The sequence below is a fragment of the Cupriavidus sp. SZY C1 genome (genome assembly GCF_032190535.1).
GTDB classification, from domain to species: domain Bacteria; phylum Pseudomonadota; class Gammaproteobacteria; order Burkholderiales; family Burkholderiaceae; genus Cupriavidus; species Cupriavidus pauculus_C.
On sequence record NZ_JAUANU010000020.1, the window covers coordinates 1 to 14,646 of the forward strand.

Annotated in this window: 13 protein-coding genes; 5 read left to right on the forward strand and 8 right to left on the reverse strand. The window is 70.1% G+C overall.

Annotated features, from left to right (window positions below):
- Positions 1 to 327: 327 nt before the first annotated feature.
- A complete protein-coding gene (locus QTN24_RS23350) occupies positions 328 to 1,104 on the reverse strand; it encodes an enoyl-CoA hydratase (protein WP_313840037.1) in 777 nt (258 codons plus the stop codon).
- A 240-nt stretch (positions 1,105 to 1,344) separates the two neighbouring features.
- Between QTN24_RS23350 and paaG the strand changes: the two genes are divergently transcribed.
- The 3 genes from paaG to paaK all read left to right on the forward strand — a co-directional run bounded on the left by paaG (position 1,345) and on the right by paaK (position 4,025).
- The gene (gene paaG / locus QTN24_RS23355) at positions 1,345 to 2,187 is read left to right on the forward strand and encodes a 2-(1,2-epoxy-1,2-dihydrophenyl)acetyl-CoA isomerase PaaG (RefSeq protein ID WP_313840038.1); all 843 of its coding nucleotides are present in this window, start codon (positions 1,345 to 1,347) and stop codon (positions 2,185 to 2,187) included.
- Between the two features lie 28 nt (positions 2,188 to 2,215).
- Positions 2,216 to 2,656: a hydroxyphenylacetyl-CoA thioesterase PaaI gene (paaI, locus tag QTN24_RS23360; RefSeq protein ID WP_313840039.1), complete on the forward strand. Its 441-nt coding sequence runs from the start codon at positions 2,216 to 2,218 to the stop codon at positions 2,654 to 2,656.
- Positions 2,657 to 2,720: 64 nt separating this feature from the next.
- A complete protein-coding gene (gene paaK / locus QTN24_RS23365) occupies positions 2,721 to 4,025 on the forward strand; it encodes a phenylacetate--CoA ligase PaaK (protein WP_124683172.1) in 1,305 nt (434 codons plus the stop codon).
- Here paaK and norR read toward each other — a convergent pair.
- Positions 4,022 to 5,641 carry a nitric oxide reductase transcriptional regulator NorR gene (norR, locus tag QTN24_RS23370; protein ID WP_313840040.1) on the reverse strand — a complete coding sequence of 540 codons (1,620 nt, stop codon included), beginning with the start codon at positions 5,639 to 5,641 and terminating at the stop codon, positions 4,022 to 4,024. The two genes, paaK and norR, sit on opposite strands and share 4 nt — an antisense overlap.
- A gap of 151 nt (positions 5,642 to 5,792) precedes the next feature.
- Between norR and ytfE the strand changes: the two genes are divergently transcribed.
- Together ytfE and QTN24_RS23380 are read left to right on the forward strand one after the other, a co-directional pair.
- Positions 5,793 to 6,476, forward strand: coding sequence for an iron-sulfur cluster repair protein YtfE (ytfE, locus tag QTN24_RS23375; protein ID WP_313840041.1), 684 nt, complete (start codon positions 5,793 to 5,795; stop codon positions 6,474 to 6,476).
- Between the two features lie 67 nt (positions 6,477 to 6,543).
- Positions 6,544 to 8,823, forward strand: coding sequence for a nitric-oxide reductase large subunit (locus QTN24_RS23380; RefSeq protein WP_313840042.1), 2,280 nt, complete (start codon positions 6,544 to 6,546; stop codon positions 8,821 to 8,823).
- A 372-nt stretch (positions 8,824 to 9,195) separates the two neighbouring features.
- On the opposite strand, the gene cobA is transcribed toward QTN24_RS23380, so the two are convergent.
- Genes cobA through QTN24_RS23410 form a run of 6 tightly spaced genes read right to left on the reverse strand, consistent with a single transcriptional unit; the run spans position 9,196 to position 14,641 of the window.
- The gene (cobA, locus tag QTN24_RS23385; RefSeq protein ID WP_313840043.1) at positions 9,196 to 9,999 is read right to left on the reverse strand and encodes a uroporphyrinogen-III C-methyltransferase; all 804 of its coding nucleotides are present in this window, start codon (positions 9,997 to 9,999) and stop codon (positions 9,196 to 9,198) included.
- Between the two features lie 13 nt (positions 10,000 to 10,012).
- The gene (locus QTN24_RS23390; protein WP_313840075.1) at positions 10,013 to 11,458 is read right to left on the reverse strand and encodes a cytochrome D1 domain-containing protein; all 1,446 of its coding nucleotides are present in this window, start codon (positions 11,456 to 11,458) and stop codon (positions 10,013 to 10,015) included.
- Positions 11,459 to 11,511: 53 nt separating this feature from the next.
- On the reverse strand, positions 11,512 to 12,675 hold the full coding sequence (gene nirJ / locus QTN24_RS23395) for a heme d1 biosynthesis radical SAM protein NirJ (RefSeq protein WP_313840044.1): 1,164 nt from the start codon (positions 12,673 to 12,675) through the stop codon (positions 11,512 to 11,514).
- Between the two features lie 3 nt (positions 12,676 to 12,678).
- A complete protein-coding gene (locus tag QTN24_RS23400; protein ID WP_313840045.1) occupies positions 12,679 to 13,182 on the reverse strand; it encodes an AsnC family transcriptional regulator in 504 nt (167 codons plus the stop codon).
- A 5-nt stretch (positions 13,183 to 13,187) separates the two neighbouring features.
- Positions 13,188 to 13,661 carry an Lrp/AsnC family transcriptional regulator gene (locus QTN24_RS23405; RefSeq protein WP_313840046.1) on the reverse strand — a complete coding sequence of 158 codons (474 nt, stop codon included), beginning with the start codon at positions 13,659 to 13,661 and terminating at the stop codon, positions 13,188 to 13,190.
- The gene (locus QTN24_RS23410) at positions 13,658 to 14,641 is read right to left on the reverse strand and encodes an Lrp/AsnC family transcriptional regulator (RefSeq protein ID WP_313840047.1); all 984 of its coding nucleotides are present in this window, start codon (positions 14,639 to 14,641) and stop codon (positions 13,658 to 13,660) included. Before QTN24_RS23410 ends, QTN24_RS23405 begins: the two co-directional genes overlap by 4 nt.
- Between the last annotated feature and the right edge of the window lie 5 nt (positions 14,642 to 14,646).

Genomic DNA, 14,646 nt, shown 5'->3' on the forward strand with positions numbered 1-14,646 from the left:
CGAGATTATGCAGAGCATTCAACGTTTCGTCAACAGGTTTCGCAGAACTTTTTTCTGCCGGCCGGCGCTGGCAAACCTTGCCAACTCCACCCCCCATCGACCCCGCAACCCTTGTCGCTGCTGCGTTTGCAGCGCGCTTTGTGTTGCGAGGGGGCGAATATTAGGCCCGATCGGCGCGCTTTGCAACACGTATGTCACGAACCTGTGGCGGAGATTTTTCGCGCCCTCATTCAAACCCTTGATCGATAAGGAAAAATCGGCCCGACAAACATTTGTCGGGCCGCATAATACCCACGCGCTATCCTCGGGTATTCCCTGACTCAACTATTACCGATGGGCGAAGTTGGGTGCGCGTTTCTCCACAAACGCAGCCATCCCCTCCTTCTGGTCCTCGGTGGCGAAGGTGGAATGGAACAGCCGACGCTCGAATCGCACGCCTTCGTTCAGCGTGGTCTCATAGGCCGCGTTGACCGATTCCTTGATCATCATCACCACAGGCAGTGAATAGCCGGCGATGGTCTCCGCCGCGGCGACCGCTTCGTCCACCAGCTTGTCCGCCGGCACCACGCGCGATACCAGTCCCGCCCGCTCGGCCTCGGCCGCGTCCATCATCCGGGCGGTCAGGCACAGGTCCATCGCCTTGGCCTTGGATACCGCGCGCGGCAGCCGCTGTGTGCCACCGGCGCCGGGCATGGTGCCCAGCTTCACCTCAGGCTGGCCGAACTTTGCGCTCTCGGCCGCGATCACGATGTCGCACATCATCGCCAGCTCGCAGCCGCCGCCCAGCGCGTAGCCGCCCACCGCGGCAATCACGGGCTTGCGGATGCGGCGGATGGTCTCCCAGTTGCGCGTAATGTAGTCGCCCTTGTAGACATCCATATAAGAGTACCTGGCCATCATGCCGATATCGGCCCCCGCCGCGAACGCCCGCTCGCTGCCGGTGATGACGATGCAGCCGATCCCGTCGTCCTGGTCGAACGCCGTCAGCGCGGCGCCCAGTTCGTCCATCAGCGCGTCGTTGAGCGCGTTGAGCGCCTTGGGCCGGTTCAGCGACACCAGCCCCACCCGGCCGCGGGTCTCCACCAGGATGTTCTCGTACGACATGTCTTCTCCTTGCGATGAATGGAAGCGGCCCGGCGATGCGACGGGCCGATCAGCGGGTCGATACTCGCCCGCCACCCTGCCACGGTCAAGGCGGGCCGACACCTCTTGCGCCGCGCCCTCTTCCCCACTACCATTTGCCGACCGACTGGTCGGTTAATTTAACGGGCACCGCACGCTATCTACAATGTGCGAAGTACCCCGCGTGGCAGTCGATCCACACCTCGGACCAGGAGACCCAACATGGCGCAGGAGACCCCCATGCCCCCGACCCCGGCGCAAGCCGCCGTGCGCACCACGCTCGAAGCCGGCCCGATCCTGCTGCGCTGGCAGGGCGACGTGGCCGTCGTGACGCTGAATCGCCCCGACAAGCTCAACAGTTTCACGCGCGACATGCACCGCGCGCTGGTGCAGGCGCTGGACCACGTCGAAGCCGGCGCGGCCCGCGCGCTGCTGCTGACCGGCGCCGGCCGCGGTTTCTGCGCGGGCCAGGATCTTGCCGATCTCGATTTCACGCCCGGCCACGCCACCGACCTCGGCGAGCTGATCGATACCTGGTTCAACCCGCTGGTCCGCCGGCTCCAGGCGCTGCCGCTGCCCGTGATTGCCGCCGTCAACGGCACGGCCGCCGGCGCGGGCGCCAACCTGGCGCTGGCGTGCGACATCGTGCTGGCCGCCCGCTCCGCCAGCTTCATCCAGGCGTTCGTCAAGATCGGTCTCGTGCCCGATTCCGGCGGCACGTGGCTGCTGCCCAAGCGCCTGGGCATGGCCCGGGCCCTTGGCCTGGCGATGACCGGCGACAAGCTCAGCGCCGACGAGGCCGAGAAGTGGGGCCTGATCTGGGAAGCGATGGACGACCCGCTGCTGCCCGAGCAGGCCATGGCGATCGCCACGCACCTGGCCGGCCAGCCCACCCGCGCGCTGGCCGCCATCAAGCGCGCCATGCACGCCAGCGCCACCAACACGTTCGACGCCCAGCTAGACCTGGAGCGCGACCTGCAGCGCGATCTCGGCCAGTCCCACGATTACTCGGAAGGCGTGAACGCCTTCCTGCAAAAGCGCGCGCCCCATTTCAAGGGCGCCTGATCCCGTCCCCCGCAACCAGGAGATCCGCTTGACGCAAGATCCCCAGGCGCTGGCGCAGGCCACCGCCCACGCGATGTACGAATCCGACGCCTGCAGCCGCTGGCTGGGCATGGTGATCGAGGAAGTGCGGCCCGGCTACGCGCGCCTGTCGATGCCCGTACGGCCCGAATTCCTGAACGGCCACGCCATCTGCCACGGCGGGCTGATGTTCACGCTGGCCGATTCGGCCTTCGCGTTCGCCTGCAACAGCCGCAACATCAACACCGTGGCGTCGGGCTGCGCGATCGAATTCCTGCGGCCCGTGCAGGGCGGCGACGTGCTGACCGCCGAGGCCGTGGAGCAGATTCTGTCCGGCCGCCACGGCGTGTACGACATCAAGGTGACCAACCGCGCCGGCGAGCCCGTGGCGATGTTCCGCGGCAAGTCGGCGCAGATCAAGGGGCACGTGATCCCGCCCGCCGAAGGCTGACGCCCGGCACCCCGCCGTTCCCGCGCCAACGTAGCGCAACCATCCCGGAAACGTGGAGACACGCATGAGTACGCCCCTGACCGATCTGCCGCTGGAGCCGATCGAGACCGCCAGCCGGCAGACGCTGCAAACCCTGCAGCTCGAGCGCCTGAAATGGTCGCTGCGCCATGCCTACGACCATTCGCCCGTCTACCGGCGCAAGTTCGACCAGGCCGGCGTGCATCCGGACCAGGTCCAGTCGCTGGCCGACCTGGCGCGCTTTCCGTTCACGACCAAGCAGGACCTGCGCGACAACTACCCGTTCGGCATGTTCGCCGTGCCGCAGGACCGGATCGCCCGCATCCATGCCTCGTCGGGCACCACGGGCAAGCCCACGGTGGTGGGCTATACGCTGCAGGACATCGACACCTGGGCCACGGTCATGGCCCGCTCGATCCGGGCGTCAGGCGCCCGCCGCGGCGACAAGGTCCACATCAGCTACGGCTACGGACTGTTCACGGGCGGGCTGGGCGCCCACTACGGCGTGGAAAAGGCCGGGCTGACGGCCATCCCGTTCGGCGGCGGCCAGACCGAGCGGCAGGTGCAGCTCATCCAGGACTTCAGGCCGGAGATCATCATGGTGACGCCCAGCTACATGCTGGCGATTGCCGACGAGCTGGAGCGCCAGGGCATCGACCCGGCATCGACGTCACTGCGCATCGGCATCTTCGGCGCCGAGCCGTGGACGCCCGAGATGCGGCTGGCCATCGAGAAGCGCATGGGCATCTCGGCCGTCGACATCTACGGCCTGTCCGAGGTCATGGGCCCCGGCGTGGCCAACGAGTGCGCCGAGACCAAGGACGGCCCGACCATCTGGGAAGACCATTTCTATCCCGAGATCATCGACCCCGACACCGGCGAGGTGCTGCCCGACGGCGAATTCGGCGAACTGGTGTTCACGTCGCTGACCAAGGAAGCGATGCCGGTGGTGCGCTACCGCACGCGCGACCTCACGCGGCTGCTGCCCGGCACCGCGCGCGCCGCGTTCCGCCGCATGGAGAAGATCACGGGCCGCACCGACGACATGATGATCGTGCGCGGCGTCAACGTATTTCCGTCCCAGATCGAGGAACTGATCCTCAAGCACAGCGGGCTGGCGCCGCACTACCAGTGCGTGCTGGGCAAGGAAGGCCCGCTGGACACGCTGACCGTGCGCGTGGAATGCGCCCACGGCGCCGATCCGGCGGCGGCCGGCCAGGCGCGCGAGCAGCTGGCGCACGACATCAAGGCGTACATCGGCGTGACGGCCGGGATCGAGATCCTGGGCGAAGGCGGCGTCGAGCGCTCGGTGGGCAAGGCGCGCCGCATCGTCGACAACCGCCCGCGCTAGCGCCGGCCCCCGGCGCGCGCCGGCGCCGGCAAGGCGGCCGCGCGCCGCCGGTCGTCCCGCTTGAACCCGAGCCGGCGCGCCAGCTTGTGCAGGTTGCTGGCATCCACGCCAAGCTGCCGCGCGGCCTGCGTCCAGTTGCCGTCCTGCGCCAGCAGCGCCTGTTCGATGCACCGGCGCTGGCACGAATCCACGGCCTGGCGCAGCGTCAGTTCCGGCACCACCACGGGCGCCAGCGGCCCTTCGGCCGGCCCGGACGGCGCCCAGCCGCCGCGCTGGGCAGGGTCCGACAGGTCCGACACATCGAACAGGTCGCCGAACAGGTCGGCATCGAGCGTCAGGATGTCGTTGCGGTCCGCCCCGCGGCTCACGCGCTTGAGCGCCGCGCGGCTGATCACGTGTTCCAGCTCGCGCACGTTGCCGGGCCACGGATAGCGGCGCAGCGCGTCCTGTGCGGCGGCGGACAGCCGCAGGCTGCGCAGCCCCAGCCGGGCCCGATTCAGCTCCAGAAAGTGGCCGGCCAGCAGCAGCACGTCGTTGTCGCGCTCGCGCAGCGGCGGGATCGGGATCGGATAGACCGACAGCCGGTGATAGAGGTCGGCCCGGAACGACCCGTCGCGCACGTGCTCGCGCAGGTGGCGGTTGGTCGCCGCGATCACGCGCACGTCCACGCGGCGCGGCCGGTCGCTGCCCAGCCGCTGGATCTCGCCGTTCTGCAGCGTGCGCAGCAGCTTGGCCTGGATCGACAGCGGCAGTTCGCCCACCTCGTCCAGGAACAGCGTGCCGCCATCGGCGGCCTCGAACCGCCCCGGCCGCTCGCCCGTGGCGCCCGAGAACGCACCGCGCGCATGGCCGAACAGTTCGCTCTCGGCCAGTGATTCAGGCAGCGCCGCGCAATTGACGTGAATTAGCGGCCGGTTGCGCCGGCGCGACAGCCGGTGCAGCCGGTGCGCAAACAGTTCCTTGCCCACGCCGGTCTCGCCCAGCAGCAGCACCGGCAGTTCCGAATCGGCCACCACGCGCAGCTCGTGCAGCAGATGGGCGATGGCCTGGCTCTGGCCGATGATCTCGCCCTCGTCACGCCCCACCTCGCCGGCCGGCGCGTCGATGCGCCCCTGCCGCAGCGCCCGGATCTCGGCCTCAAGCCGCGTCAGGCGAATGGCCGCCTCCACCAGCGGCGTCAGCCGCTGCAGGTCCACCTGCGCAGCATCGGTAAAGGTGCCCACCTGCAGCGCGTCGAGCGTCAGCACGCCCCACGGCTGGCCTTCGGCCTCCAGGCTCACGCCCATGCAGTCGTGCACCGGCAGCGGCTCGCCCACGTGCGCGTCGATCAGCCCGTCGTACGGATCGGGCAGCGCGCTGTCGTGGTGAAAGCAAGTCACGCCGCGCCGGGCCAGGATGGCCGCCAGCCGCGGATGCAGGCTCACGGCAAAGCGGCGCCCCAGCGCGTCGCGCACCAGCCCGTCCACCGCCACCGGCCGCAACTGGTCTTCCTCCAGCCGCAGCAGCGCCACCGCGCCGCAGCGGAAATGCGCGCGCAGGCTGCCCACCAGCCGTTGCATCCGCACGGCCTGCGGCAGGTCCGCGCACAGGTCCGCCAGAAGTAGCTCGCCGATCATGGTTAAAAACACCCTCGTCAGGTTCGATTCACCACGTCTGGCCGGGGTCACAAATACCCGACCGAAACGTAAATCGTTGAATCTTTGAAGTTTTGCGATGGGCACGAGAATCGCACAGGGAACGCTTGCATCTATTGAGAAGGAGCAAACCATGAGCATGCAAGACCAGTCCCTGGGCCAACTGGCCCGCCGCATCCCCGGTGCGACGAAGATCTTCCACGACTACCAGCTCGACTTCTGCTGTGGTGGCGCCCACACGCTGCGCGACGCCGCCCAGGCCAGGGGGCTGGACGCCGCCGCCATCGAGGCGCGGCTTCAGGCGCTGCAGGCCGAGGCACCGGCCGACGGCCAGGACTGGGGCGACGCCCCCGCCGACGCGCTGATCGCCCACATCCTGTCCCGCTTCCACGAGCGCCATCGCGAGCAGTTGCCCGAGTTGATCCGGCTGGCGCGCCGGGTGGAGGAAGTCCATGGCGACCGTCCCGACTGCCCCGTGGGCCTGGCCGATCACCTGGGCGTCATGCATCAGGAGCTGCTGAGCCATATGCAGAAGGAGGAACAGGTGCTGTTCCCGATGCTCGCGCGCGGCATGAATGCAATGGCCGGCGCGCCGATCACGGTCATGCGGATGGAGCACGACGACCACGGCGTCGCGCTGGAGCGGCTGGCCGAACTGACCGGCGACATCACGCTGCCGCGCGCCGCCTGCAACACCTGGCGCGCGCTTTACCTGGGCCTGCGCACGTTCCGCGAAGACCTGATGGAACACATCCATCTGGAAAACAACGTGCTGTTCGACAACGCCGTGCGCGGCGGGGCCGCAGGCGGCCACTGAGCCGCGCCGCCCGGCACCCCATCCACACCATCAACACCCTCATCACGCGCCCTGCCGCGCTTTCATCATGGGTCCCTACAAGAAACTATGGTTCACGCTGATCGCCGTGCTGGCGGTCACGTTCGCACTGCTTGGCTACTACGGTGCCGAGGTCTACCGGCAGCAGCCGCCGATCCCGGCACAGGTGGTGGCTGCCGACGGCACCCCGCTGTTCACCGCCGACGACATCCTCGACGGCCAGACCGCCTGGCAATCGGTGGGCGGCATGCAGCTCGGCTCGATCTGGGGCCACGGCGCCTACCAGGCGCCCGACTGGACCGCCGACTGGCTGCACCGCGAGCTCACCGCCTGGCTGGACCTGGCCGCCCGCGAGCGCCACGGCCAGGATTTCGCCGCGCTCGACGCCGGCCAGCAGGCCGCGCTGCGCGCCCATCTGAAGGCCGAATATCGCGGCAACCAGGTGGACGCCCACAACGTGCTGACCGTGTCGCCCCGCCGCGCCAAGGCCATGGAGATCACGGCCGACTACTACCAGCGGCTGTTTGCCGACGCCCCGGAGCTCCGCCGCAGCCGCGAGAGCTTTGCGATGAAGGAAAACACGCTGCCGTCGGCCGAGCGTCGCGTGCAGCTCACGCATTTCTTCTTCTGGACCGCCTGGGCCGCCGCGACCGACCGCCCGGGACACACCGCCACCTACACCAACAACTGGCCGCACGAGCCGCTGATCGACAATCGTCCCACCGCCGAAAACGTGGTCTGGTCCGTGGCCAGCGTGGTCGTGCTGCTGGCCGGCGTGGGGCTGCTGATCTGGGCCTGGGCGTTCCTGCGCGGCCAGGAGTCGCCGCTGCCGCCTCCGCCCGCGCGCGACCCGCTGTCGACGTTCGCGCTCACGCCGTCGCAACGGGCGCTGGGCAAGTACGTGTTCCTGGTGGTGGCGCTGTTCGCGTTCCAGGTGCTGATCGGCGGCTTTACCGCCCACTACACGGTCGAAGGCCAGAAGTTCTACGGGATCGACGTGTCGCAGTGGTTCCCGTACACGCTGGTGCGCACCTGGCACATCCAGAGCGCGCTGTTCTGGATTGCCACCGGGTTCCTGGCGGCCGGGCTGTTCCTGGCGCCGCTGATCAACGGCGGCAAGGACCCCAAGTATCAGCGGCTCGGCGTCGACGTGCTGTTCTGGGCGCTGGTGGTGGTCGTGGTCGGCTCGTTTGCCGGCAACTACCTCGCCATCGCCCAGAAGCTGCCCGCCCACCTGAACTTCTGGCTGGGCCACCAGGGCTACGAGTATGTGGACCTGGGACGCCTGTGGCAGATCGGCAAGTTCGCCGGCATCGTGATCTGGCTCGTGCTGATGCTGCGCGGCATCGCCCCGGCCTTCCGGGCGCGTGACGGCGGCGACAAGAACCTGCTGGCGCTGCTGACGTCGTCCGTGGTCGCCATCGGCCTGTTCTACGGCGCCGGCCTGTTCTACGGCGAGCGCACCAGCCTGACGGTGATGGAGTACTGGCGCTGGTGGGTCGTCCACCTGTGGGTGGAGGGCTTCTTCGAGGTCTTCGCCACCACCGCGCTGGCCTTCATCTTCTCCACGCTGGGCCTGGTGTCGCGCCCGATGGCCACGGCGGCCAGCCTGGCGTCGGCGTCGCTGTTCATGCTCGGCGGCATTCCGGGCACGTTCCACCACCTGTACTTCGCCGGCACCACCACCCCGGTGATGGCCATCGGCGCCACGTTCTCGGCGCTGGAGGTGATGCCGCTGATCGTGCTGGGCCATGAAGCGTGGGAAAACTGGCGCCTCAAGACCCGTGCCCCGTGGATGGACAACCTGCGCTGGCCGGTGATGTGCTTCACGGCCGTGGCGTTCTGGAACATGCTCGGCGCCGGCGTGTTCGGCTTCATGATCAACCCGCCAATCTCGCTGTACTACGTGCAGGGGCTCAATACCACGCCGGTCCACGCCCACGCGGCACTGTTCGGCGTCTACGGCTTCCTGGCGCTCGGCTTCACGCTGCTGGTGCTGCGCTACGTGCGGCCAGCCTACCGGCTGAGCCCCCGCCTGATGTGGATCGCGTTCTGGGGCCTGAACGGCGGCCTGGCGCTGATGATCGGCACCAGCCTGCTGCCGGTGGGCATCATCCAGGCACTGGCCAGCATCAGCGAAGGGCTCTGGTACGCCCGCAGCGAGGCGTTCGTCCAGCAGCCAATCCTGCAGACGCTGCGCTGGGTCCGCACCTTTGGCGACGTGGTGTTCCTGGTGGGCGCGCTGACATTCGCACTGCAGGTGGTGTTGGGCCTGCTGGACGGCAACCGGGCACGGGAAGTGCCAGAGGGCCGGCTGGTGGGGCAGTGATGGATGGAGCCGGCTGCTGACGCCGTCGGCTGCGGCAGGCTTTCTCCCCTCTCCCGCAAGGCGGGAGAGGGGTCGGGGGTGAGGGCGTGGAGGATCTGCTTGCCGATCCACGTCGCAATTTGAGCCGCCGGCCCTCACCCCCAGCCCCTCTCCCGCTCGCGGGAGAGGGGGGCGAAAAACGTCGCGGGATGATGTAACGCGGCCAGCTGCGGCAGGTTTTCTCCCCTCTCCCGCAAGGCGGGAGAGGGGTCGGGGGTGAGGGCGTGGAGGATCTGCTTGCCGATCCACGTCGAATTTTGAGCCGTTGGCCCTCACCCCCAGCCCTCTCCCGCGCGCGGGAGAGGGGAGCAAAACCCAGCAGGAAACAGCGATTCAGGCCACTACATCGCAGCTTGTCCTGTCGGCCCGGGCGTCCTGGTCTGCTGAACCCTCGACCAGCCACGCGCCCCTGGCCTGCCTTCCCACCACTTCTCCCACCACGATGATCGATGGGCTGGCCAGACCGGCGGTGGCTGCGGCGGTCAGTGTGTCGAGAGTGCCGGTCCAGCAGCGCTGGTCGGGGCAGCTTGCATGCATGACCACCCCGGCCGGCATGTCGGCGCGCATGCCGGCCGCCAGCAAGGACGCCTGGATTGCCGCGATGCGGTGCATGCCCATGTAGATGACCAACGTCGTGCCGCTGGCGGCCAGTGCGCGCCAGTCCGGTTCGCCGTCGCCGCGGGTGTGGGCGGTGACGAAGGTCACGCCGTGGCAGTGCGCCCGGTGCGTCAGCGCGATGCCCAGCGCCTGCGCCGCCGCCAGCCCGCTGCTGATGCCGTTGACCACTTCCACCTCCAGCCCGTGCCCGCTCAGGAACGCGGCTTCCTCGCCGCCCCGGCCGAACATCAGCGGGTCGCCGCCCTTCACGCGGGCCACGCAGCGGCCTGCCAGCGCGTGGGCCAGCGTCTGGGCGTGGATGCTGGCCTGGCTGACCGAGCACCGCCCGCCGCGCTTGCCGACCGGAATGATCTGCGTGCCGGGGCTGGCGTGGCACGCCATCGCCTCCGGCACCAGGTCGTCGATCAGCCAGACCTGCGCCTGGGCCAGGGCCCGGGCGGCCTTGACGGTCACGAGGTCGGGGTCTCCGGGGCCCACGCCCACCAGCCATACCTTTCCAGTGCTTCGCGAATGCTTCATGTCGTTGTCCGATTCAATGGCTCGTGCCCGACGACCGCGTGGTCTTGTTGAACACGTTGTACTTGCCGACCGGCCGGTCCATCGGCAGGCGCTTGACCTCGCGCAGCGTCGCCGCGTCGTAGACCACGATGGCGCCGTCCGGCTCCATCAGGCTGACCAGCGCGTAGCGGCCGTCGCGCGTGAATTCCACGTGCGCGGCCGTGCGCCCGGGGCTTGGCGTGACGCTGCCCACCACGGCCAGCGTCTGCTTGTCGATGACCTGCAGCGTGTCGCGGCGCGGGCTCATCATCGCGTCGGTCCAGGCGTACGGCGTGGCCTCGTGGCTGCGCAGGAAGAAGCCCGGCCCGTTGGTCGGGATCGTCGCCACGGTCTGCCAGGTCTGCATGTCGATCACGGACAGCGTGCCCTGCCTGAGATTGGGCGACGCCATCACCTCCCGCCCGCCACGCCGCCACGTGATGCCGCTGCCCAGGTGCGGCATGCCGGTCAGCGCCAGGTCGGCCACCTTGCGCCCGGCGTCGAGGTCGATCACCTGGCCCGCCCCGGCCCGCGACGCGCCCAGGATATGGCGGTACGGCTGGTCGAAGAAGAAGTCGTCGAGCACGTCGTCCAGCGCGATCACGCGCGGCTCCAGCGTCGCGTACGGAATCTCCCAGACCGCCGGGATGTCGCGCAGCGCGGCGATGAACGACTGGCGCGGCGCCGCGTCGTAGACCGCCGACACACGCGACGCCCGGCCGTCCGCCCCGGCCACCGGGTAGACGCGCGCCAGCGACAGGTCGTCCGCGCGCAACAACACCAGCGTGCGCGGCAGCGTGTTGCCGGCCATCACCCAGCGGCCGTCGTCGCTCACGGCCACGTTGCGCGTGTTCAGCCCTACCCGCACCTCGGCCACCAGCGCCAGGTTCCAGAGGTCGTACTTGCTGACCCACCCGTCCCGGCTCGCCACAAAGACGTAACGGCCGTCGCGGCTGAACTTGGGCCCGCCGTGCAGCGCGAAGCGGGTCTGGAAGCGGTGGATTGGCGCCAGTGCGTCGCCGTCGAGCACGCTCAGGTGATGGCTGCCCGATTCCACGACCAGGAACAGGTTGGACGGATCGGCCTGGAACACGGGCCGGTCCGGCAGGCTGCCCGGCGCGTGGTGCACCACGCGCGACGCGCGGATGTCGGCCGCCTCCCAGTGCGGCGCCACCGCCGGCGCCGTGCGCAGCCACGCGGCCAGCCGGTCCAGCGTGGCCTCGGGCAACTGGCCGGCAAAGCCGGGCATCTGCGTCGCGGCGCGGCCGTTGCGCAGCAGGTCGCGCATCGCGTCGGGCTTGAGCCGCTCCAGGCTCTCTGGCAGCAGCGCCGGCCCCATGCCGCCTAGCCGGTCGGCGCCGTGGCACACCGCGCAGTGCTGGACGTAGTCCGTCGCCACATCGGAAACGGAACCAGCCGGCCCGCCCGCCCACGCCGGCATCGACGCCACAATGCCGACCCACGCCGCCGCCACCATCCCCGCCAGCCGCCGTCTCATGCGATGGCCTCCCGGCCGATCGGCTCGGCGATCTCGGCATCGGACAGGTAGCAGCCCGGGTCCTCGGCCCACGGATTGCCGCTCACCGCATGCGCGCGCACGCGGGTGTTGCCATTGCAGATGTCGCGATGGGCGCACGTGGCGCAGCGGCCCTCCAGCGGCCGGGGGCGTGCCTTCAGCCCGCGCATCAGCGGGTGGCTGCGGTCGGCCCAGATCTCGGCGAACGGCCGCTCCCGGACGTTGCCCAGCGACACGTGCCACCACATCGTGTCCGGATGCACATTGCCGAGGTTGTCGATATTGGCCACGCCCACGCCCGTGGCGTTGCCGCCCCAGTTGACCAGCCGCTGCCGCATGTCGGCCAGCCGCTCGGGCTGCCGCCGGGCGATCCAGTACAGCAGGCTCACGCCGTCGGCATCGTTGTTGCCGGTCACGAAGTCCCCGGCGCTGCCGCGCCGCGCGCGCTCCCAGACATGGTCGAACAGCCAGTCCACCGCCACGCGCGTGTGCGCATGGCGGGCGTCGTCGCCCCGGTGGCTGCTGCCCCGGCCGGCGTAGTTGAAGTGCGACAGGTAGAACTTGTCGATGCCTTCCGCCTCGGTCAGCGCCACCACGTCGGGCAGCTCGTCGGCGTTGGCCTCGGTCAGCGTCATCCGCACGCCCACGCGCAGCCCGGCCTGCCGCGCCACGCGCAGCCCGTCCAGCGCCTGATCGAACGCGCCCGCACAGCGCCGGAAGCGGTCGTGCGTGGCGCGCAGGCCGTCCAGGCTGACGCCGACGTAGTCAAACCCGGCCAGCAGCAGCCGGGCCGCGTGCCGGTTGTCGAGCAGCGTGCCATTGGACGACAGCGACAGGTGGAAGCCCAGCCGCTTGGCGTGCGCGGCAAGCTCGTACAGGTCCGGCCGCAGCAGCGGCTCGCCGCCGGACAGGATCAGCGCGGGCACGTGCGCCGCCTTGAGCTGGTCGAGCACGGCAACGGCCTCCGCCGTCGACAGCTCGCCCTTGAAGTCGGTATCGGCCGACGTCGAGTAGCAGTGCTTGCAGTTGAGGTTGCAGCGCCGCACGAGGTTCCAGATGACGACGGGGCCGGCGGCACGGCGTGGCGGCGGCACCGGGCCGCCATCGCGCAGCGCTTCCATGAAGCGGGACACTCTGAACATGGATCAATCTCCTGGCGCCTGCAGGCGCAGGCCGGTTTTCTTGAGGATGCGGGTGGACCAGAGCACGTCGTGCGCGCGGCAGGCCGGGCCCAGCAGCGCGCGGATGCGGGCGATCTGCGGCGCCGCCTCGTCGCGCGTGCGCGCGTGGACCATCGCAAACAGGTTGTAGGGCCAGTCCGGCCGGTGGCGCGGGCGCTGGTAGCAGTGGCTCACGCCGGGCAAGGCGCCGATGCGCGCGCCCAGTTCCGCCACATGGGCGTCGTCCACGTCCCACACGGTCATGCCGTTGGCGCGGTAGCCCAGCGCGTAGTGATTCGGCACGGCCGCCACGCGCCGCAGCACGCCGCGCGCGCGCAGCGCCGCAAACCGGGCCAGCACGGCGGCTTCGTCCAGGCCCAGCGCGTCGCCCAGCGCCTGCCACGGCGCCGGCACCAGCGGCAGGCCGGCCTGCGTGGCCTGGATCAGCGCCCGGTCGATCGGGTCGAGGGATGGTGGGGCGTCGGGCATGGCTGCTACACCGGCAGAAAGAGGTTGACGAAGAATTCGCGCTGCTTCGGGAACGGCAGGATCTCGACGCCGGCGTCGGCGGCGATGCGGGCGAGCACCGCCGGCACGTCGGCGGCATCGGGCACGGCCAGCACGAACCACAGGTTCAGCCGATGGGTGCGCGCGTAGTGATGCGCCACCTCGGGGTAGGCGTTGATCGCGGCGATGACGGCCGCCTCGCGCTCCGGCGGCGCGTGGCAGGCGCACAGCACGAACTGCCCGCCGGCCCGCTCGATCTGGAACAGCGGCCCGAAGCGCGTCAGCACGCCGCGCGCCAGCAGCGCCTGCAGCCGGCCGAGCAGCGTCGCTTCGTCGATGCCCAGCGCGGCGGCGGCCTCGGCGTAGGGCCGTGGCACCAGCGGCAGCCCGCGCTGCAGCGCGTTGACGATGCGCCGGTCCAGAGGGTCGAGCTCGGCCGGGGCGGTGTCGGGCGCGGTCATGGCTGCGGCGCCTCCCAGCTATAGCGGGTGCCGCACTGCTTGAAGCAGGTGCCGCTGCGCAGCACCCGGCCCGGCAGCTCCGCCATGCCCGCGCGGCGCGCGAAGTGGTCCAGCGCCGCGTGCAGTTCCGCCTCGCTGCGCGCGTGCACCATCGCGAACAGGTTGTACGGCCACGCCGGCAGCCGGCGCGCGCGGCGGTAGCACAGCGACACCGGCGCCACGCGCGCCAGCCGCGTGCCGATAGCATCGACACGGTTGTCGGGCACGTCCCACACGCACATCGCGTTGTGGCGATAGCCAAAGCGCCGGTGATGCAAGATCACACCGAACCGGCGGATCACCCCGCTGGCCTGCCACTGCGCGATGCGGGCCAGCACGCGATGCAGCGGCACGCCGCTGTGCCGCGCCAGCGCGTGGAACGGCTGCGGCGTCAGCGGCAGCCCGCCTTCCAGCGCGGCCACCAGCCGCCAGTCGTCGTCGTCCAGCGCCACGGGCGCGGGCGCCGGCTGGCGCCGGCCGCGCGGCGTCGCGCACGGGCCGGCCATCGGGAAACCCAGGTCGATGTGGTACTCGCGCTCCATCGGCAGGTCCAGCGGCGCCTGCCCCAGGTCTTCGCCGATGCCGGCCAGCACCGCGTCCAGCGCGACGCGGTCGCGCGCGCCGGCCACGAACCAGAGGTTGTACGGATGGCCGGTGCGCGCGTAGTTGTGGCTGACCGCCGCATGGGCGTTGACGCGCGCGGCCGCGTCGGCCAGCGCGTCCAGCGGCACGGACAGCGCGGCCAGCGTGCTGGCGCCGATCACGTTCGGGGCGAACACGGCGCCGACGCGGCTCACGCGCCCGGCGCCCACGTCGCGCGCCAGCCGGGTCAGCACCGCGTGCTCGTTCATGTCCAGCGCCGCGCCGGCGTGCTGGTATGGGCGCGGCACGATCGGAAAGTCGCGCTGGATGCCGTCGTAGAAACGTTGTTCGTCGAACATGGCCG